Source organism: Streptomyces sp. ID05-26A, assembly GCF_033794685.1.
Classification (GTDB): domain Bacteria; phylum Actinomycetota; class Actinomycetes; order Mycobacteriales; family Pseudonocardiaceae; genus Lentzea.
Genome location: NZ_JARAYZ010000010.1, coordinates 13,574 through 33,422, shown reverse-complemented (window position 1 = coordinate 33,422; position 19,849 = coordinate 13,574). Strand labels below are relative to the sequence as shown.

Annotated in this window: 20 protein-coding genes; 14 read left to right on the top strand and 6 right to left on the bottom strand. The window is 69.6% G+C overall.

All coding sequences use genetic code 11. The features are described 5' to 3' along the window. Positions 1-36 precede the first annotated feature (36 nt). Both PV646_RS43945 and PV646_RS43940 read right to left on the bottom strand, forming a co-directional pair. A complete protein-coding gene (locus PV646_RS43945; protein WP_500349037.1) occupies positions 37-225 on the bottom strand; it encodes a hypothetical protein in 189 nt (62 codons plus the stop codon). 230 nt (positions 226-455) lie between these two features. Continuing rightward, positions 456-719: a ParB family protein gene (locus tag PV646_RS43940; protein WP_500349035.1), complete on the bottom strand. Its 264-nt coding sequence runs from the start codon at positions 717-719 to the stop codon at positions 456-458. 425 nt (positions 720-1,144) lie between these two features. On the opposite strand from PV646_RS43940, the gene PV646_RS43935 reads away from it, so the two are divergent. From PV646_RS43935 to PV646_RS43880, 12 genes are all read left to right on the top strand, one after another. After that, positions 1,145-1,423: a hypothetical protein gene (locus tag PV646_RS43935; protein ID WP_166055575.1), complete on the top strand. Its 279-nt coding sequence runs from the start codon at positions 1,145-1,147 to the stop codon at positions 1,421-1,423. A 3-nt stretch (positions 1,424-1,426) separates the two neighbouring features. Then, positions 1,427-1,903 carry a hypothetical protein gene (locus PV646_RS43930; RefSeq protein ID WP_355304751.1) on the top strand — a complete coding sequence of 159 codons (477 nt, stop codon included), beginning with the start codon at positions 1,427-1,429 and terminating at the stop codon, positions 1,901-1,903. Beyond that, positions 1,878-4,739, top strand: a complete 2,862-nt coding sequence (locus PV646_RS43925) for an ATP-binding protein (protein WP_500349033.1) — start codon at positions 1,878-1,880, stop codon at positions 4,737-4,739. The genes PV646_RS43930 and PV646_RS43925 overlap by 26 nt, the downstream gene beginning before the upstream one ends. Further along, complete coding sequence (locus PV646_RS43920) at positions 4,736-6,601, top strand: hypothetical protein (RefSeq protein ID WP_500349031.1); 1,866 nt, start codon at positions 4,736-4,738, stop codon at positions 6,599-6,601. The genes PV646_RS43925 and PV646_RS43920 overlap by 4 nt, the downstream gene beginning before the upstream one ends. A gap of 12 nt (positions 6,602-6,613) precedes the next feature. Next, positions 6,614-7,207 carry a hypothetical protein gene (locus tag PV646_RS43915; RefSeq protein ID WP_500349030.1) on the top strand — a complete coding sequence of 198 codons (594 nt, stop codon included), beginning with the start codon at positions 6,614-6,616 and terminating at the stop codon, positions 7,205-7,207. A gap of 3 nt (positions 7,208-7,210) precedes the next feature. Further along, on the top strand, positions 7,211-8,212 hold the full coding sequence (locus PV646_RS43910; protein WP_500349028.1) for a C40 family peptidase: 1,002 nt from the start codon (positions 7,211-7,213) through the stop codon (positions 8,210-8,212). 75 nt (positions 8,213-8,287) lie between these two features. Then, complete coding sequence (locus tag PV646_RS43905; protein ID WP_500349026.1) at positions 8,288-8,704, top strand: hypothetical protein; 417 nt, start codon at positions 8,288-8,290, stop codon at positions 8,702-8,704. Further along, positions 8,701-8,895, top strand: a complete 195-nt coding sequence (locus tag PV646_RS43900; protein WP_500349024.1) for a hypothetical protein — start codon at positions 8,701-8,703, stop codon at positions 8,893-8,895. Before PV646_RS43905 ends, PV646_RS43900 begins: the two co-directional genes overlap by 4 nt. A gap of 24 nt (positions 8,896-8,919) precedes the next feature. Next, positions 8,920-10,326 (top strand): RNB domain-containing ribonuclease, encoded by a 1,407-nt coding sequence (locus PV646_RS43895; protein WP_500349022.1) that lies wholly within the window; start codon positions 8,920-8,922, stop codon positions 10,324-10,326. Between the two features lie 48 nt (positions 10,327-10,374). Beyond that, entirely contained in the window at positions 10,375-11,043 is a 669-nt protein-coding gene (gene npdG, locus PV646_RS43890) for an NADPH-dependent F420 reductase (RefSeq protein ID WP_500349020.1), read from the top strand. Next, positions 11,043-11,804 carry a helical backbone metal receptor gene (locus PV646_RS43885; protein ID WP_500349019.1) on the top strand — a complete coding sequence of 254 codons (762 nt, stop codon included), beginning with the start codon at positions 11,043-11,045 and terminating at the stop codon, positions 11,802-11,804. Before npdG ends, PV646_RS43885 begins: the two co-directional genes overlap by 1 nt. Before the next feature lie 50 nt (positions 11,805-11,854). Beyond that, a complete protein-coding gene (locus PV646_RS43880; RefSeq protein ID WP_500349017.1) occupies positions 11,855-12,280 on the top strand; it encodes an RICIN domain-containing protein in 426 nt (141 codons plus the stop codon). Here PV646_RS43880 and pip read toward each other — a convergent pair. Beyond that, positions 12,277-13,218, bottom strand: coding sequence for a prolyl aminopeptidase (pip, locus tag PV646_RS43875; protein ID WP_500349016.1), 942 nt, complete (start codon positions 13,216-13,218; stop codon positions 12,277-12,279). The genes PV646_RS43880 and pip overlap by 4 nt on opposite strands. 18 nt (positions 13,219-13,236) lie before the next feature. Between pip and PV646_RS43870 the strand changes: the two genes are divergently transcribed. Further along, the gene (locus PV646_RS43870; protein WP_500349014.1) at positions 13,237-14,097 is read left to right on the top strand and encodes a glutathione S-transferase family protein; all 861 of its coding nucleotides are present in this window, start codon (positions 13,237-13,239) and stop codon (positions 14,095-14,097) included. A 9-nt stretch (positions 14,098-14,106) separates the two neighbouring features. Here the strand turns inward: PV646_RS43870 and panB are convergent, their stop codons facing one another. Beyond that, positions 14,107-14,961: a 3-methyl-2-oxobutanoate hydroxymethyltransferase gene (gene panB, locus PV646_RS43865; protein WP_319980072.1), complete on the bottom strand. Its 855-nt coding sequence runs from the start codon at positions 14,959-14,961 to the stop codon at positions 14,107-14,109. A 138-nt stretch (positions 14,962-15,099) separates the two neighbouring features. Beyond that, entirely contained in the window at positions 15,100-15,939 is an 840-nt protein-coding gene (locus PV646_RS43860; protein WP_500349013.1) for an alpha/beta hydrolase, read from the bottom strand. A gap of 21 nt (positions 15,940-15,960) precedes the next feature. Here PV646_RS43860 and lysX point away from each other — a divergent pair, with 21 nt between their 5' ends. Beyond that, the gene (gene lysX, locus PV646_RS43855) at positions 15,961-19,203 is read left to right on the top strand and encodes a bifunctional lysylphosphatidylglycerol synthetase/lysine--tRNA ligase LysX (RefSeq protein ID WP_500349012.1); all 3,243 of its coding nucleotides are present in this window, start codon (positions 15,961-15,963) and stop codon (positions 19,201-19,203) included. Here lysX and PV646_RS43850 read toward each other — a convergent pair. Next, on the bottom strand, positions 19,197-19,847 hold the full coding sequence (locus PV646_RS43850) for a response regulator (protein ID WP_500349010.1): 651 nt from the start codon (positions 19,845-19,847) through the stop codon (positions 19,197-19,199). The two genes, lysX and PV646_RS43850, sit on opposite strands and share 7 nt — an antisense overlap. Positions 19,848-19,849 lie beyond the last annotated feature (2 nt).

Here is a 19,849-nt window from a genome sequence, read left to right as displayed (position 1 = left end):
CGGGCTCCACCCGTTCGCGGGTAACGAGTCGGAGGCTCACGCCGAGCAACGGGCATGGAAGCTGAGCGTGCCGGTGAGGCCGATGGTGGAACGGATCTGGGCCTCGTGTTCGGTGACCGTCAGCTCAGCCGTGCTGGGGTTCGGCATCGACCGCAGGAGCGGAGCGCTGCTCCTGGTCTCCCCGCTGGTCTCGCTGCTGCTGGGAACGTTGATCCTCTTCCACAACGTGCAGATCGCGGAGATCTCGCAGCACCTCCGCAGACGGTTCGAGGCGCCGCTGGCCGAGCGGGTCGACGGCTTCGTGGGCTGGCACGTGTACAAACGCGAGCCCCGGTACCACTTCGCCCGGCGGCTCGTCCCCTACCAGCTGTCGCTCGCCCTGATCGCGGTGGCGCCGGCGGTGGTGGCGATGCCCCTGGCGCTGGCGAACGCGGACTGGGTCGCCTGGGTGGTCCTCAGCGGTTCGCGGGTCTCCCCGACGGCATCCTCAGCACCGGCCGGAACGGCTCCCCGTTGTTGTACAGCTCCTCCAACTCGGTCACGTAGGCCAGCACCGCCGGGTTCACGATGTCCGCCAGCGACCGCACCCCTGCCTGAGGCTCGTAGGACCCGAGGTAGGTGGCCGCCGCACGTGCCCTCTCCAGGACCGACCGATCGAAGTTGATCGTCCTTTGGACCCGACGCCGGGATTGCGTGCCTTGCCCGGTAGGCTCGTCCACGCCTGGAGCACTAGGGGAGGCTGTGATTCCGTCCACACTTCCATCCGGCACGAGGTCAGGTTCGAGCATGGGCGAATCTCCTCGGAGTCGTGGCTCCGGAGCGCGCCCGCTGTGTCCGTCGAGGGGGTCGCAAACCGGCCGTTGAGGGCGTTCACATGGGTGTACACGTGCGCGTGTTTGAGACACACGCACTGTGGGTGACCAGGGCGTTCGCAGTCGGGTGAACCTTGCCAGCGACGGAGAGAATCTCGATCCGGGTGTTCCCCACTGACCTCTCCTCAGTGATGATGTGTCGGCCAGATTAGACGTAATTCCTCCCAGGGGGAACGGCCAGATGATCTACACCCAGCAGCAACAGCCCCACACGACGTGACGAACTCGTGTTCTACTCGTAGCGCAAGCCCCAGCGCACTCTGGAGTAAGAAATGACCGCCATGGACCTGGTGACACTCGCTCAGCAGCAGCCGACGGTGCCGGGCACAAGCAACGTCCGTGACTGGATCCTGGGCAACATCGTTCCACTGCTGCTGCTGACCGTCGCGCTTCTGCTGCTCTGGCTGGGTGGCGGCAAGGGTGACAACGCTGGTGTCATGCGCCGTCTCGGTGGCGTGATCGTCGCATTGGCCATCATCGGCCTCGCGGTCACGACCGACGCGGGGTCGAACATCGGCAAGTGGCTCGCCGGCTTGTTCGTCGGAGGCTGATCCGTGCGGGTCCGCACCGACGACGAGGTCTACCGGGTCGACGCCGTGTGGCTCGGTCCGCCCAAAGCGACATTTCCCTGGCGCGCGCGATACGTCGCGTGGGGCGTCGGGATTGTCGTTTTCCTCGTCGTACTCACTATCGAGCGGCAGATGGGCATCGGGTTCGGGTTCTTCTCGACCGCGTGGGCCCTCGTCGCGACGATCATCCTCACGCGCTTCATCACCCAGCGGATCAGCCATGAGCGGCCACTGACGGCCGTCGGCACGATGTGGGTCCGCGAGCTCACCGCACCTCGAGAGCGCACGGCCAGCACCGGTGGAGCGGCCAGCGCCGCCCGGATCCGGGTCAGCTCGCAGCGGCCTCGTCCCAAGTTGAGCAAGAAACAACAACTCCGGGCGAGACAGCAGGCCCAGCCCCGCCGGACGCCAGACAGCCGTAAGAAGGAGGTTCGCGGTGTTCGGAAGCCGGCGAGACCGTGACCGTCGCTCCGCCCAGCACATCGCCCAGCACGCCGCTGCCGACCCGCGCGACCGCGACCGGGCCGCGTACTCGAAGCGTGGCCGCCGCCTGCCCGGTGAGCAGGCCGTGCCGAGCTACACGCCGTCGATCGCGGCCCGCAGCATCGACGGTCACCTGCTGCGCACCGGCCAGGAGGTCTACGCCTGGTACCGGCTCGCGCCGCAGCGCTGGTCGTTCCGCAGCGACTCGCAGCGCCAGGACCTGATCGCGGCCATCGCCGGTCAGTACGCCGAGCTGCAGGGGCGCTGGATGCACCTTCGGGTGACGACGCGGCCGTACCCGATCCGCATGTGGGCCGAGGCGCACGTGCACAACGCCGTCAAGCGCCTGCCGGACACCCCCGGCACGCTGTCGTTCGACGACTACATGGTCGGCGAGCAGCAGCAGCTCATGGGCCGCTCGATGGCGGAGAAAGAGGTCTACCTGGGCGTCCAGGTGCAGACCCGCAACATGATGGACCGCGCCGTCGAACGCGCCGCTCCCGTGCTGCGCAAGGTCTTCCCGGACGCCGTGGACGCCGAGCTGGTGGCCCTGGACTCCGAGGTGGAGCACCTCGACCAGGTCATCGGGTCCGCCGGTCTCGAAGGCCGTCCCGCGACGGCCGAGGAGATGTCCTGGCTGATGCACCGGTCGTGCTCGCTGGGCCTGCCCGCGCCGCGCAACCTGCCCGCCGTGCCCGGTGCCGCGTGGGAACCGGAGGACCTGGCGTCGTTCACCGACGCCGCGGACTTCCACCAGGAGCCCTACTCGCCGACGGTGACGGTGCGCGGCCGCACGGGCTCGAACGCGGGCATCAAACGGCACGTCGCGGTGCTCACGGTCGGGCTCATGCACGGCCTGCAGATCCCCGAGGTCGACGACCCGTGGGTGCAGCGCGCCGACCGGCTCCCCGCGAGTGTCGAGTGGTCCGCCCGCATCTACGTGCGCAAGCCCGAAGAGGTGTCGGGTGAGCTGTCGCGGCAGATGAGCAAGGTCCGCTCGCAGGTCCGCCACTACACCGACGAGCACGAGCTGGAACCGCCGCAGTCGCTGGCCCGCCAGGCCGGTCGCGTGCTGGAGATCGACGACGAGATGACGTCGGGCTTCACCGCGCTGGGCACCCGCGTTCGCTCCTGGTGGCGGCTCGCCGTCAGCGGACCGACCGAGCGCGAGGCCCTCAGGCTCGCGCAGTCGTTGCTGGAGCTGTACAAGCCGAAGGTCTCGATCGACCACCCCGAGGCCCAGTACGCGATCGCCCGCGAGTTCATCCCGGGTGAGCCGCTGTCCAACGGCGCGTACCTGCGTCGCGGCAGCGTGTTGTGGGCCGCGTCCGCCGTCCCCACGGCCACGGCCGAGGTCGGTGACCGGCGCGGCATCCTGCTCGGCGAGACCGTCACGGCCACCCGCCGCCCGGTCGCGTGGGACCCGTGGATGGCGCAGGAACTCCGCGACGCCTCCGGTCTGACGGCCATGGTCGCGGGCCTGGGTGCCGGCAAGTCGTTCCTCGGCGGCGGCATGGTCTACAAGACTCTGCGGGCCGGCGCGCACTGGACGCTGCTCGACCCGTCCGGCCCGCTCTCCGCGCTGTGTGAACTGCCGGAGCTGCGGCCCTACGCCCGTCCGATCAACCTGCTCAACGCCCAGCCCGGGATCCTGAACCCGTACCGGGTGGTCGCCGAGCCGATGATCGAGCACTTCCTCGACGAGGACGACCCCGAACGGGCCTGGCGCCGGGAGAAGGCCCTCGCGGCCGCCACCCGCCGCCGTCTCGTGCTGGACGTGCTCACCGGCCTGCTGCCGTACGAGGTCGCGCGCCTGCCCCAGACGCGCATCGTGCTGCTGCGTGCCGTCCGCACGGTCGGTGGCCGCTTCGACGCCCACCCCGGTCTCGTCTTCGAGGCGCTGCGCCGGGACGCGTCCGAGCACCACGAGCATGCCGTCGTCGTCGCGGACTTCCTCGACGAGATGCGCGAGCGCATGTCGTTGCTGATCCCCGAGGAGAACCTGGACCCGTACAACGAGGTGCGCGACGACCGCCTCACCGTCCTCACCATGGCGGGCCTGAACCTGCCGAAGGACGGCGTCGGCCGCGAGCACTGGACGGACGCGGAGTCGCTCGGCGTCGAGATGCTGAACCTCGCCGCCTGGCTGACCCAGCGGTCGATCTACGAGAAGCCGAAGGACCAGCGCAAGGGCGTCTGGATCGACGAGGCGTTCTTCCTCTCCGAGGTCCCGACCGGCCGCGTGCTGATGAACCGCTTCGCGCGTGACTCGCGCAAGTGGAACGTCCGCGTGCTGCTGTCGTCCCAGATCCCCGCCGACTTCCTGAAGATCCAGGGCTTCGTCACCCTGCTCGACTCGGTCTTCGTCGGCAGGCTCGACGACGACTCGGCCCAGGCGGACGCGCTGCGGCTGCTCAAGGTGCCGATCGGCGCCGGGTACGAGCAGGTCATCGCGTCACTCGGCCGCCGCCCCGGCGGTGAGCGCAACGCGACCGAACGCGACCGCGCGCCGCGTCAGTTCATCTTCGGCGACGGTGCCGGTGGTGTGGAACGGATCCGCATCGACTTCAGCGGTCCGCACCTGGAGCACCTGCGCAACGCCCTCGACACGACCCCCGACGCCAAGCGCGACAACGGCAAGGGCGAGCTCGTGCCGATGGACGACGACGCGGCTCCCCAGCCGCCCGCCTACGTGCCCGACGAGATCGACGACGAACTGGCGGCGGACATGGAGCTAGGACTCACAGAGGAAGAAGAGGCCCAGTTGGTGGGCCACGGTGACGGCACCAACCGCCGCCGGGACGGCGGCGCATGACGGCGCTGACGATCGTGCTCGCGATCGCCGCCTTGCTCTGGGCAAGGCGGCGGTTCGCGCTGCGCGCGTCAGCACGCACCAAGTCGGTGACGATGGTGGCCGCCATCCTGGCGCTGCAGTGCGTCATCGGTGCCCCGATGGCGCACGCCCAGGCGTGTGGCGACCCGCCCAACCCCGAACGGCCCGGCGCCGGCATGGTCGGCGCGCTCGACCCGCCCGTCGGCAACGGCCTGCCCGGCTCGCCGTACCTCGAGTACGGCTACGCGGGCATGGTCTGGCACCAGTACCAGGCCAAGTGCGGTGTCCTGCCGGACGCCAACGCCACGCTCGACACGTGGGCGGGCAACGAGCTCTTCAGCATCGGCAAGAACATCGTCGGTGCCACGAACGCGTTGCACTACACGGTGATGGGCCGCGGCCTGCTGGTCCCGCTGGACGACGCCGTGAAGAACGGCGTGCAGAAGGTCTACGACAACGTCTACCTGCGCTGGTTCGGCCTGGTGGCGTTGCTCCTCGCGATCCTGATGTTCCGGCAGATCTGGACCGGCGACTTCGCCGCGATCTCCAAACGCGGGCTCTGGGCGCTGGCGGCCATGTGGCTGGCGACGTCCACACTGGCCCTGCCGCAGTTCTACAACCTCCTCGACAACACGCTGGTCTCCAAGACCTCGGAGATCCAGGCGGGGTTCATCGAGGCGCCTGAAGAACAAGGCACACTTCACGTACTACCAACGAAACTGCACGACGCCGTCGTCTACCAGAGCTGGCTGAGAGGCGCGTTCGGCACGCCGGAGGCACCACAGGCCGCCGAGTACGGCCCGCGCATCCTGAAGGCGCAGGCGTGGACCACGGCCGAGATCGCCGAGGGCAAGGACGCCAACCAGGCCGCCCTGGACGCCAAGAAGAACGAGTGGAAGGCCCTGGAGGGCCAGCTCGGCACCGCCAAGGGCTACTTCGACGGCACCGACGGCAGCCGCACCGGCGCCGGGTTCCTGGCACTGCTGCAGTCGATCGCGTTCTCGCTGTTCCAGTTGTTCGCGAAGGCCGCGGTGCTGCTGGCCCAGCTGCTGCTGCGCATCCTGACGCTCGCCGGACCGCTCATCGGCCTCGTCGCGCTGCTGCACCACGACCTGCTGCGCAAGGTCGCCCGCGCGGCCGCCGTGACGATCTTCAACGTGCTGGTGCTCGCGGTCCTCGCGGGTGTGCACGCGCTGCTGCTGCAGGCGATCTTCAACGCCACAGGGCTCTCGTTGCTGACGCGCACGTTGCTGGGCCTGATGCTGACACTCGTGTGCTTCGTGATCGGCAAACCGTTGCGCCGCATGTGGCAGATGGTCGAGATGTCCGTCGGCTCGGCGAGCAACGTCCTGCCGATGAGCGGTGGCGTCTGGTCGAAGATGGTGAACCGCAAGAAGCAGGCCGGTCCGACGCCGCAGGACGAGTTCTGGGAGTCCGTGCGGGAGAACGAGACCGACGGCGACGAGGTGCCGCAGCGCGGTCGCGGCCGGGTGCGCCCGGAGGCGTCCAACCCGGTCATGGCCACGGCGCAGCGGCTCGACCGCGACTCCCGTCCCGGCCAGATCGTCGGCGGTGGCGACTCCTCGTCGGTGCGGGCCGGCGCGTTGCCCTCGGGTTCGGGTCCGGTGGCACTGCCCCCCGCACGGTCGCGCGTGGTGGACAGCCCGACGGTCACCGACCGGCAGTGGGACCGGGTCGACGACGCGGTGCTCGTGCCGTCGCGGTCGGCCGCCTACTCCGCTCCGGTGCAGGAACCCCGCAGGGCCGAGACGGAAGTGGTGGCAGGACGCCCGGTGCACGTGATCTACCGGCCTTCGCGCGGTTTCGAAGTCAGGGACAACTGAAGGGAGGCGTAGGTGCCGATCCGTACCAACCGCGGCCGTGCCGCGGTCTACCGCAGGCTCTGGGGCTGGCCGCTGCGTTCCCCGCGTCACCTGGCCGCCTCGATCATCATCTTCGTGGTGCTCGTGGTCTCGCTCGGCGTGATCATCCCCAGGGTGCTCGACCGCAAGGCCGCTGACCCGTCCGCGGCCGGTCCGCCCTCGTCGTCGTCGCAGGGCACCCAGGTCGGCCAGCTGCCGTCGAGCGGGTCCTCGTTGCCGACCAAGGCGCCGTCGCCGTCCAACTCGGCGAAGGCGGCACCGCCCCCGGCCGACGCGCAGCTCGTCGCCGAGCTGTGGGCGGAGAACTGGGTCAAGCCGCCGCCCGGCAACGACGTCACCAAGTGGCTCAAGCAGCTCGAGGAGTACACGACCCCCGAGTTCCTGGCACAGATGGCCACGATCGACCCGAGGAACGTCCCGACGTCGTTCGACAAGGTCAGGGCCGTGAAGTCGACGACGTCCTCGATCGACTTCGAGACGACCACCAGCATCGGCAAGGTGCGCATCACGGCGGTCAAGGCGCCGAACGGCGAGTGGCTCGTCAACAGCTACACGAAGGTGGACTGAGCCATGCGCGTGATGTTGCTGCTCGGGGCGCTGGCGATGATCGTCGTGATCGCGGTGACGACGTCAGGCGTGTCGCAGGTGGTCAGCAACTCCACGAACCCCGGCGCCGGCGCGAACCTCATGCGGATGAGCTGCAACGCGGCCATCGGCCCGTGGGACGCGGGCGGCGGCGACAAGGGCCGCCACGACGCCTCGCGGCTCAACGAGGAGCAGCGCAACATCGTCGCGCGCATCATCTCCATCGGCCAGGAGCGCAAGCTGCCGCCGCTCGCGTGGCAGGTCGCGATCCAGGCGGGCATGACCGAGTCGGGTCTGCGCCCGTTGAACTACGGCGACCGCGACTCGCTGGGCATCTTCCAGATGCGTCCGTCGATGGGCTGGGGAACACCGGCCGAGGTGACCGACCCGACGTACGCGATCAACAAGTTCTACGACGTCCTGGTGAAGGTGCCGGACTGGGAGAACAGGCGGCCCGGCGACTCGGCGCAGGCCGTGGAGCGGTCGGCGTTCCCGGACCGGTACCACAACTGGGAGGCCATGGCGGCGTTCCTGCTGGGTGAGCTGGGCGCGGTCGCGGACCCGGCGGGCTGCGGCGCGGGCGCGGGCCAGTTCCTGCTGGCGTCGAACGCGGCGGGCATCGCCATCCAGTTCACCAAGGAGCAGTTGGGCGAGCCGTACCTGTGGGGCGGCAACGGCCCGGACGCGTGGGACTGCTCCGGCATCCTGGTCAAGGCGTTCGGCGCGGCCGGCGTGAGCATCCCGCGCGTCGCGAACGACCAGTACGAGAAGGGCGGCGCCCACCTCCCGGTGCGCGACGCCCAAGCAGGCGATCTGATCTTCTGGGCGACCGACACGGCCAACTCCCGAACAGTGCACCACGTGGCCATGTACCTGGGCGGGGACGAGTACATCCATGCCCCCCAGACGGGTGATGTCGTGAAGATCAGCAAGATCAACTGGGACTATTACGAGTTGATGCCGCTGGCCGTCCGGCCGGGCGTGTAGATCGCGGGGAGGCGCTCCATGTTCAATCACGACCCCATCCCGAGGCCTTCAGGACCGCCCGCGTCGAGCACACCAGTGCGTGACTACGTGGCGGCCGGAGCACCGGGGGTCTCGGGCGACTACGTGGTGATCCCACGTGCGCTGGCCGAGGCCATGCCGTTGCCGTTCCAGCAGCACCTGGTGCACCTGCTGGCGGACTTCCACCGCACGTACGGCCACCTCAAGTGGCCGGTGTACCGCGTGGTGCCGTCCCGCTACGAGAAGCTGGGTGATCTCGACGAGGAACAGCTCGCCGAGGTCGGCGCCATCATGGAGATCGACTCCGACGGATCTCTCGTCTACCGGGACCGTGCCGGACGTAAGATCGAGAACGCCGAAGACCGCACGGTGCTGGTCTCATGTTTGGATCCGATCCCGTCGGAGTACGCCAACGCCAACCAGTCCACGCCGCCGCGGGGATTCCCGGCGCCTTTGGGAGGCGAACGCGTATGAGTGACAGCAGCGGTTGGTACTACTGCCTGACCCACCAGACGGTGGAGCAGGGCAAGGGCTGCAAGGGCGGGGACCGCATGGGTCCGTACCCGGACGAGGCCACCGCGGCCCGCGCCCTGGAGATCGCCAGGGAGAAGACGAAGGCGGCCGACCAGTCCGACAAGAAGTGGCGCGGCGACGACGAGGACTGAGTTGCGAGTACCTAGTCTGTGCGGGTGGCTTCCCTGACGATCCGCACGGGCCGTGCAGACCTGTCCTTCGACGGCATCCGCACCGAGTTCGGTCTGTCGGCGAGTTATCCGCCGGCCGCGCTCGCCGAGGCTGAGGAGGCGGTCTCCCGATCTCCGGGTGACCGCCCCGACCTCACCTCGATCCCGCTGGTCACGATCGACCCGCCCGGCGCGAAGGACCTGGACCAGGCGCTGTGCGTGACGAAGTCCGGTGACGGGTTCACCGTGCACTACGCGATCGCCGACCTGGGGTTGTTCGTGACGCCCGGCGGTGCGCTGGACGTCGAGGTCCGGCGCCGTGGGCAGACCAACTACCTGCCTGACGGCAACGTGCCGTTGCATCCGACCGTGCTGTCCGAGGGCGCGGCTTCTCTCTTGCCGGGTGTCACACGTCCCGCCGTGCTGTGGACCTTCGAGTGCGGTGCCGACGGCATCCCGGTGGAGGTCGAGGTGCGCCGGGCGCTGGTGCGGTCCACCGCCCAGTTCGACTACGCCTCGGTCCAGGCCACGTTCGACGCCGGGAACCCGCACCCGTCGGTCGCCGCGCTGGCCGAGTTCGGTCCGCTGCGCCGTGCCTACGCCCGTGAACGCGGTGCCATCGAACTGCAGCTGCCCGAGCAGGAGATCGAACCGGACGGCGACGGCTGGAAGCTCGTCACCCGGCCGCGCGCCGCCGTGGACTCCTGGAACGCCGAGATCTCGCTGATGACCGGCATGGCCGCAGCCGCGATCATGCTGGAGGCGAAGGTCGGAGTCCTCCGCACGCTGCCCGACCCGGACCCGGCGGCCGTCACCTCGCTGCGCAGGTCCGCGGCGGCGCTGAAGGTGAAGTGGCCGGCCGACCTGTCGCCGGGCGCGTTCCTGGCCGGGCTCGACCCCGCGACGCCCGAGGCGCTGGCGCTGTTCACCGACGCCACCCGGCTGCTGCGGGGTGCGGGCTACTCGGCGTTCTCCGGTTCGGTGCCGGAGGTCACGACGCACGCGGGTGTGGCTGCGCCGTACACGCACGTCACCGCACCGCTGCGCCGCCTGGTCGACCGCTTCGCCACCGAGGTCTGCCTGGCCGTGACGGCGGGGGAGGAGCTCCCGTCGTGGCTGGCCGAGGCCCTCCCGCAGCTGCCGTCGGAGATGGGCTCGTCGGACTCCCTCGCCTCCAAGGTGGACCGCGCGGCCACGGACCAGGTCGAGGCCTGGGTGCTGGCCGGACGTGTCGGCCAGGAGTTCGACGCCGTCGTCCTGCGCGCCGGGGACAACGAGGCCGAGGTCTTCGTCTCCGACCCGCCGGTCCTGGCGAAGTGCTCGGGCCGGAACCTCCCGGAGGGTGACCACCTCCGCGTCCGCCTGACCGAGGCCGACCCGGTGGAGCGCAAGGTCCGCTTCGAACGCGCCTGAGTCGCACGCCACCACCAGCCCGGTGCCGCCCCGTGTGAAGATGCAGGGGTGACTGAAATCCGTGACCTCACAGTCGGAGTCCTCGGCGGCACCGGAGCCCAGGGCAAGGGCCTGGCCGTCCGCTGGGCCCACGCAGGCGTCAAGGTGATCATCGGTTCCCGCAGCGCCGAGCGGGCCGAGCTCGCCGCGAAGGAGATCGTCGAGGTCGCCGGCGGCACCGTGAGCGGCGCGGACAACGCCGACACCGCGGCGAACTCCGACATCGTCCTGGTGGCGGTTCCGTGGGAGGGCCACGGCGACCTGCTGTCCTCGCTGCGCGACCAGCTGGCCGGGAAGATCGTCATCGACTGCGTCAACCCGCTCGGCTTCGACAAGCAGGGCCCGTTCGCGCTGCCGGTCGCCGAGGGCAGCGCGGCACAGCAGGCTGAGCTCCTCCTGCCGGAGTCGAAGGTCACCGCCGCGTTCCACCACGTGTCCGCCGTGCTGCTGGCCGACCTGGCGAACGTGTCCGAAGTGGACATGGACGTCCTCGTGCTGGGCGACGACCGCGAGGCCACCGACACCGTCCGGGAACTGGCCGAGCTCGTGCCCGGCTTCCGCGGCGTCTACGGCGGCCGGCTGCGCAACGCGCACCAGGTCGAGGCGTTCACCGCCAACCTCATCGCGGTCAACCGCCGGTACAAGACCCACGCCGGTCTGAAGATCACGGGCGTCTGATGCTCCCCGCCGACGACCTCGGTGAGCCGGTCGCGCTGGACCAGCCACGACGAGTGGTGAGCCTGGTGCCGTCGATCACCGAGGCCGTCGCGCAGAGCGTGCCCGACTCCCTGGTGGGCGCCACGGACTACTGCACCCACCCGGCCGATCTCGACGTGCCGCGCGTCGGCGGGTCGAAGTACCCGGACGTCGACAGGATCCTCGCGCTGACCCCGGACCTCGTGATAGCGAACTCCGAGGAGAACCGCGCCGAGGACGTGGACCGGTTGCGCGCCAACGGCATCAACGTCTGGGTGACCGAGGCGCCGAAGACGGTCCCGATGGCGCTGGAGTCGTTGCGCAGGCTCTTCGGCCTGGGCTGGGACCTCGAACCGGACTGGCTCACGCAGGCCGAGGCCCTCTGGCGCGACACGAAACCGGCGAAGCTGACCGCGTTGGTCCCGGTCTGGCGCCGCCCGTGGGTGGTCGTCGGCAGGGACACCTTCGCCACCGACGTGTTGCGGCGCCTGGGAATCGAGAACGTCTACGCCGGGCACGAGGAGCGCTACCCGCGCCCGTCGCTGGAGGAGCTGAACGACCAGCGCCCCGACCTGGTGATCCTGCCCGACGAGCCGTACGTGTTCACCCACGAGGACGGCCCGGAGAGCTTCCCCGGCCTGCCCTACGCGTTGGTCAACGGCAGGCACCTCACCTGGTACGGGCCTTCGCTCGTGGAAGCAAAGCCTGGGCTCCAGAGGGCACTGGACTACGGCCAGGGTTGACAACCCTGGGTGGATTCGCGGAACCGCGTGCGCTGCCAGGATTCTCGCTCATGGGGAAACTAGCCGCGATCATCGCGACAGCCGCCGCCACCGTCACGCTCACGGCCGTCCCGGCCAGCGCCGAACCCGTCGTCGTCTACCAGCTCGCCGGCACCACCCGCTGCCTCGCCGACGTGAGCGGCAACATCGTTCTGCGGCCGTGCAACGAGCTCGCGGACGAACAGCGCTGGATCGTCCCGATCAGCGGTGGTGTCGACTGGCCGCACAACATGGCCACCGACAAGTGCCTCGGCGCGACCACCTCCGGCGACGTGCTCGGCCAGGCCTGCACGTCGGGCTCCGGCCAGCGGTGGCGCCGGGTGCCGACGGGGACCTCCTTCCAGTTCCGCAACGTCGGCACCGGCAAGTGCCTCACCGCCCAGGTGACGCTCGCGGCCTGCACCACGGCCAGCGCGAAGTGGAACGGCCTGCGCTAGTCGCGGAACCGATCCGTCGCCGCCAGCAGCGCAGACAGGATGCCGGGCTCGTCGTAGGCGTGCCCGGCGTCCGGCACCAGCACCAGTTCGGACTCCGGCCACGCCTTGTGCAGGTCCCACGCCGACACCGCCGGAGTCGCGATGTCGTACCGGCCCTGCACGATCACACCCGGAATGTCCTTCAACCGCACCGCGTCCCGGATCAGCTGCCCCTCCTCGAACCAGCCGTGGTGCACGAAGTAGTGGTTCTCGATCCGCGCGAACGCCAGCGCGTACTCCGGCACGGCGAACTCCGCCACCAGTTCGGGCCGGGGCAGCAACGTGACCGTCGCGCCCTCCCACGTGCTCCACGCGACCGCGGCCGGTCCGTGCACGGCGGGGTCCGGGTCGGCGAGCAGCTTCGCGTACAGCTCGACGGGATCACCCGACTGACCGGCCAGCGGCGCCGTGAACCGCTCCCACAGGTCGGGGAAGAGGTTGGCCGCCCCGCCGCGGTAGTACCAGTCCACTTCGGACGAACGCAGCGTGAAGATGCCGCGCAGCACCAGTTCCGACACCCGCGAGGGATGCGTCTCGGCGTACGCCAGTGCCAGCGTCGACCCCCAGGACCCGCCGAACACCTGCCAGCGGTCGATCCCCAGCGAGGTCCGCAGCAGCTCCATGTCGGAGACGAGGTGCCAGGTCGTGTTCAGCGACAGGTCACCGGACGTGGAGGCGTGCGGCCGTGAACGCCCGCACCCGCGCTGGTCGAACAGGATGATCCGGTAGGCGGACGGGTCGAACAGCCGGCGGTGCGACGGCGAGCAGCCGCCGCCGGGGCCGCCGTGCAGGAAGACGACGGGCTTGCCGGACGGGTTGCCGCACTCCTCCCAGTACACGAGGTTGCCGTCGCCGGTGTCCAGGCTGCCTGACGCGTGGGGCTCGATCTCCGGGTACATGGGCCTATCGTCGGACACATGGCGCAGTTCTCGCAGGAGACCTCCACCACCACGGGGGCGTTCGTCCGGCAGCCGAACCGCTTCACCGCACGGCCGGAGCCCGAACCGGGGCGCTACCGGCTCGCGGTCAGCCTCGCCTGTCCGTGGGCACACCGCGCGGTCGTCGTCCGCAAGCTCCTCGGCCTCGAAGAGGCCATCTCACTGGCGGTCGTCGACCCGATCCGGGACGAGAAGGGCTGGCGTTTCCCCGAGACCGATCCGGTCCTGGGCATCGACTACCTCGAAGAGGCCTACGTCAGGGCCGACGAGCACTACGAGGGCCGGGTCACCGTCCCGGCGCTGATCGACACCACGACCGGCGAGGTCGTCACCAACGACTACCCGCAGATCACCCTGGACTTCAGCCTCAGGTGGCGCCCGGAGAGCACCCTCTACCCGGAGCACCTGCGGCAGGAGATCGACGCCTGGATCGAGCCGATCTTCCACAACGTCAACAACGGCGTCTACAAGGCCGGTTTCGCCACGTCACAGGAGTCCTACGAACAGGCCTACACCGACCTGTTCGCCGAACTGGACCGCATCGAGGCCCACCTCGCGACGCACACGCACCTGGTCGGGGAGCAGCTCACCGAGGCCGACATCCGGCTGTGGACCACGCTGGTCAGGTTCGACGCCGTCTACCACGGCCACTTCAAGTGCAACCGGAACAAGCTGACCGAGATGCCGAACCTGTGGGAGTACGCCAAGCGCCTCTACGCGCAGTTCGGGGACACCGTGAACTGGGACCACATCAAGCGCCACTACTACGTGACGCACCACGACATCAATCCGACCGGGATCGTGCCGGCGGGCCCAGACCCGGAGGTCTGGACCCGCTAGGACGAACGATCAGTGGAAGGTGTGCTCGGGACCGGGGAACTGCTGCCCGCGCACCTCGTTGGCGAACTCGGTGGCGGCGCCCAGCATGATGTTGCCGATGTCCGCGTAGCGCTTGACGAACCGGGGCGCCTTGCCGCGGTTCAGGCCCATCATGTCCTGCCACACCAGCACCTGGGCGTCGGTGTCCGGACCGGCGCCGATGCCCACGGTCGGGATGACGAGGTCGTGCGTGATCTGCTTCGCGACCTCGGCGGTCACCATCTCCAGCACGACCGCGAACGCGCCCGCCTCCTGCACCGCCAGCGCGTCCTGCACGACGACGTCGTGGTTGTCGTGACGCCCCTGCACGCGGTAGCCGCCGAGCTGGTGCTCGGACTGCGGGGTGAAGCCGATGTGCGCCATGACCGGGATGCCCGCGGCCGTGATAGCGCGGATGTGCGGCGCGAAGTAGGCGCCACCCTCCAGCTTGACCGCGTGGGCCTGGCCTTCCTTCATGAACCGGACCGCCGTCGCGACGGCCTGCTCGACCGACACCTGGTACGAGCCGAACGGCAGGTCAGCGACCACGAGAGAGCGCTTGACCGAGCGCGTCACCGCGCGCACGAGCGGTACGAGCTCGTCCACGGTGACCGGAAGCGAGGTCTCGTTGCCGTAGACGGTGTTCGAGGCCGAGTCGCCGACCAGCAGGACGGGGATGCCGGCCTCGTCGAAGATCGAGGCGGTGAAGGTGTCGTACGAGGTGAGCATGGGCCACGCCTCGCCGCGTTCCTTCATCTCACGCAGGTGGTGGACGCGAACGCGCTTGGCCGGGGGCTTCTGGCCCGCTCCGGAGCCGTAGGGCGCGGAAACATCGGCAGTGGTCATCGTCGACCGTTCCTTTCCTCGAGGCCCACATCAGTGGGTCCCCGGGCGCTTTGTGCACGGTTGCCGAACACCAGAGTGGCACCGTTGGCGACAAACGGAACACCGATGCGGTCACCGTCACACGCCTGGCCCCTCGAATCACTCCTCGGGCACTCCCTTGAGCGATTCACGAACCGCCATGACCACTGCGTCCGGCCGATCCATCTGAATCATGTGGCGGCTGCCGGGCACCGGCACGTTGCGTCCCCACGGCACGAGAGCGGCCAACGAGCGGTGCTCCGGCCACACCTTTCGTCCGGCAGTGAGGACCAACCAGGGCACCCGAGGCAACGGCCGCCGCTTCCGCAGCCGTTCGAGCGTCGCCACCTGACCGGGGTACGACGCGAGCTCCCACAGCACCGCCCGCCCGACGCCAGGCCGTCGGTAGACGAGTTCGACCAGGTCAGAGGGGGCGGGATCGGTCATGCCGAGGGTCGAGACGGCGGTCAGCAGGTTGCGGAACGAGTGCCCGTACCGCTGCGTGATCCGGGCGCCGAGCCAGCGGCTGCCGATCGCCCGCACGCCCTGCGCGATCACCGCCGACATGTCGAACGGGGCTCCCGCGCCCGGCGCCTCGGCGTCCGGGTCCAGCAGGACCACCCCGTCGACCCGGTGCGGTCGCAGCCGCGCGTACGCCTCGACGTGCATCGACGCCATCGAGTGCCCGACCAGGATCGCCCGCGGCACCCCGCGCAGCACCGCGTCCAGCACGGCCACTTCGCGCGCCAGTGACGGCCCGCGCCGGGCGGGACCGCTCAGGCCGAGGCCGGGCCGGTCGAACACGATCACCCGTGCGTGTGGTTCGAGCAGCCGCACCGTGCGGTCCCAGTCGAACCACGCCCCGCCCAGGCCCGAGCTGAGCACGACGACGGGCTGGTCGACACGCCCGGACGTGGCGACATGCACCCGCCCGGCCGAAGACGGAATCATGGCGGTCATCAGCTGACCTCGGGAGTGGTAGTGGCACCGGCGTGGAAGTGGAAGACCGCGGGCGCGATCGCGACGATCGTGCAGCTCGCCGGGGTGTTGTCGCTGCTCAGAGTCATTCTGCCGGAGGACAGCTGGTTCACCGACGTCGCGGACGGCATCGGGTACTTCTTCGGCCTGCCGATCGACGGCAACCTGTTCATCGCCATGGTGTTCTTCGTCCTCGGCGCCGCCCTGCGCAGGCACAAGCGAGCGGCGCTGTGGACGCTGCTGCTGTTCCAGGTCATGGGCCTGGTGCTGGTCGGCTTCATCATGGTCATCTTGGCCCTGGCGCCTGAAGAAATCCTGGATCCGGGCGAGCGACCGCACTGGGTGTTCCTCGGTGTCGGCGTGGCGACCTCGGTGTTGTTCGTCGCGCTGCTGGTCGCGGTGCGCGAGGCGTTCCCGGCTCGGGTGGCCCGAGGGGCGTGGCGGCGGGCGCTCGTGTCGTTCGTGCTGGGCATGATCGTGCTGATCGGGGTGGGCTGGGGCCTCACCGAGATCTTCCCCGGCAAACTGGTCGCGCAGCTCGACAAGCTCGCGTGGGCGGCGAACCAGGCGACGGGTGAGGTCGTCCGGCTGGGCCGCCTCGACATCCCCGAGGGTCCGCAGTGGCTGAGCGTCGTGCTCGGCCTGTTCGGTGTGCTCGTCGCGATCCGGGCGATGTACCTGTTCTTCCGCGGTGTCCGCAGCCAAGCCATGATCACCGGTGACCAGGAGCTCGACGTGCGCCGCCTGCTCGCGGCCGACGGCGAGCCCGACTCGCTGGGGTACTTCGCGACCCGGCGCGACAAGAGCGTCGTGTTCGCGGCGTCCGGCAGGGCGGCGCTGACGTACCGGGTGATCGGCGGCGTGACGCTGGCCTCCGCCGACCCGATCGGCGACGAGGAGCACTGGCCAGAGGCCGTCCTGGCGTGGCTGGCCGAGGCACGCACCTACGGCTGGACGCCGGGTGTGCTCGGCGCGTCCGAACGAGGCGCGCAGGTCTACTCCGACGCCGGACTCAAGGCGCTGGAGATCGGTGACGAGGCGATCCTCGACGTCCGCCGGTTCGTCCTGGCCGGTCCGGAGCGGAAGGGACTGCGCCAGGCCGTGTCGCGCGTCGAACGGGCCGGGTACACCACACGCGTCCGCCGGCACAGCGAGATCGCGCCGGACGAGATGGCGTCCATCCTGGACCTGGCCGAGGCCTGGCGCGGCGCCGAGACCGAACGCGGGTTCTCGATGGCGTTGGGGCGCCTGGGAGATCCGAGCGACGGCCGGTGCGTGATGGTCGAGGCCTACGACGCCTCGGGTGCGTTGCGCGGTCTGCTGTCGTTCGTGCCGTGGGGCCGCCGAGGGGTTTCTCTTGATCTGATGCGCCGGGACAGGGCGGCGGAGAACGGCCTCAACGAGTACATGGTCGCCCAGCTCGCGGCCGCCGCCGGACATCTTGGTGTGCAACGGATCTCGCTGAACTTCGCGATGTTCCGCGCGGTGTTCGAGGAGGGCGAGAAGATCGGCGCCGGTCCGGTGCTGCGCGCGTGGCGGCGGGTTCTTTCTCTGGCGTCGCGGTTCTTCCAGCTGGAGTCGCTGTACCGCTCGAACGCCAAGTACCTGCCGGAGTGGGAGCCGCGTTTCCTCTGCTACCAACGCTCCCGCTCGTTGCCGAGGGTCAGCATCGCCGCCGGTGTCGCCGAGGGTTTCGTGCCGTCACTGCGATCGCTGCGCAAGCGGGCGTTGCAGAAGACGGACGTCAGCGACGAGTTCGCCCTGAAGGTGGCCGAGATCGACGCGATCCGGGTCGAACCGAAGTCCCTGCGCAGGCCGGAGCAGGTCCGCGTGCGCATCGCGAAGGTCGAACGGCTGGTGGCCGCGGGAGTCGACCCGTACCCGGTCGGCTTCGACCGCACGGATCTCCTTGCCGGAGCCCGGGAACGCTTCGGCGAGGAGGTCTCGGTCACCGGCCGCGTGGTGGCGTTGCGGGAGATGGGCAAGCTCTGCTTCGCGCGGCTGCGGGACTTCAGCGGCGAGATCCAGCTGATGCTGACCGTCGACTCGCTCGGCTCGGGCCTGGCGTCCTGGAAGGCGGACGTCGACCTCGGCGACCACGTCGGTGTCACCGGACGCGTGGTCAAGTCCGACCACGGCGAGATCTCCGTGCTGGCCACGTCCTGGACGATGACCGCGAAGTGCCTGCACCCGTTGCCGGACAAGCGGAAGGGCTTCACCGACCCGGAGGCCCGCGTCCGCCAGCGCTACCTCGACCTGGTGGTGAACCAGGACTCGGCGCACCTGCTGAAGCTGCGCAGCGACGTCATCCGCAGCGTGCGCGAGTTCCTGCACTCCCACGAGTACCTCGAAGTCGAGACGCCGATGCTCCAGGCCGTGCACGGCGGCGCGAACGCACGCCCGTTCGTCACGCACATCAACGCCTACGACATGCGCATGTACCTGCGCATCGCACCGGAGCTGTACCTGAAGCGGCTCTGCGTGGCGGGCGTGGACCGGGTGTTCGAGCTGAACCGCAACTTCCGCAACGAGGGCGCGGACGCCACCCACAACCCCGAGTTCACGATGCTGGAGGCCTACCAGTCCTACGCGGACTACCGGGTCATGCTCGACCTGGTGCGCACGCTGATCCAGCACGCGGCCCGCGAGGCGTTCGGCTCGGAGGTCGCCATGCGACCCGAGGGACAGTTCGACATCTCGGGGGAGTGGCCGGTGGTTCCGGTCTACACGGCGGTGTCCTCGGCGTTGGACGTGGAGGTCACCCCGGACACGTCGGTCGCCGACCTGCGTTCGCTGCTGTCCGCGCGGGGCGTCGAGATCAACGAGGACTGGGACCACGGCCAGCTCGTTCAGGAGGCCTACGACTCGTTCGTCGAGGCTTTCACGGTCGGCCCGACGTTCTACATCGACTTCCCGACCTCGGTGTCACCGCTGACCCGCCAGCACCGCGTCGACCCGCGCCTGGCCGAGCGGTGGGACCTGGTGGCGTTCGGCGCGGAGATCGGCACGGCCTACTCGGAGCTGACCGACCCGCTGGAGCAACGGCGACGGCTGGAGGCCCAGTCGCTCAAGGCCGCGTCCGGTGACGTCGAGGCGATGGAGCTGGACGAGGACTTCCTGCGGGCGCTGGAGCACGGCATGCCGCCGACCGGTGGGCTCGGCATGGGCGTCGACCGGTTGCTGATGATGCTGACCGGTACGTCGATCCGGCAGACCGTGCTGTTCCCCTTCGTCCGCCCTCAGTGATCCAGGTACGCGAGGACGGCCTGGACGCGTCGGTCGCCTGTGCCGTCCTCGCTGTTGAGGCCGAGCTTCAGGAAGACGTTGCCGATGTGCTTGTGCACGGCTCCCGCACTGAGAACGAGCTTCTCGCCGATGGCGGCGTTCGACAGACCTTCCGCCATCAGCCCGAGGACCTCGCGCTCTCGCGGTGACAGCACGCTGAGCGCGTCGTCCGCCTTGCGCCGCACCAGAAGCTGCGACACGACCTCGGGGTCGAGCGCCGTGCCGCCGTTCGCGACGCGGTGCAGCGAGTCGAGGAAGTCCGCGACCTTGCCGACGCGTTCCTTGAGCAGGTAGCCGACGCCGCCGCCTCCCGCACCGGCGAGCAGTTCGTGCGCGTAGCTCTGCTCGACCCACGCGGACAGGACCAGCACCGCCAGCTTCGGGTGCCGTCGCCGTGCTTCGACCGCGGCCCTCAGGCCTTCGTCGGTGAACGTCGGCGGCATCCGCACGTCGACCACGGCGATGTCCGGCTCGTGCTCGGCCACGGCCTTCAGAAAGTCGTCCGGGTTGTCCGCGGCCGCTGCCACTTCGAGACCTTCGTTGCGCAACAACAACGTCAGCCCCTCGCGGAGCAGCGCGTCGTCTTCTGCGATCACGATGCGCATGG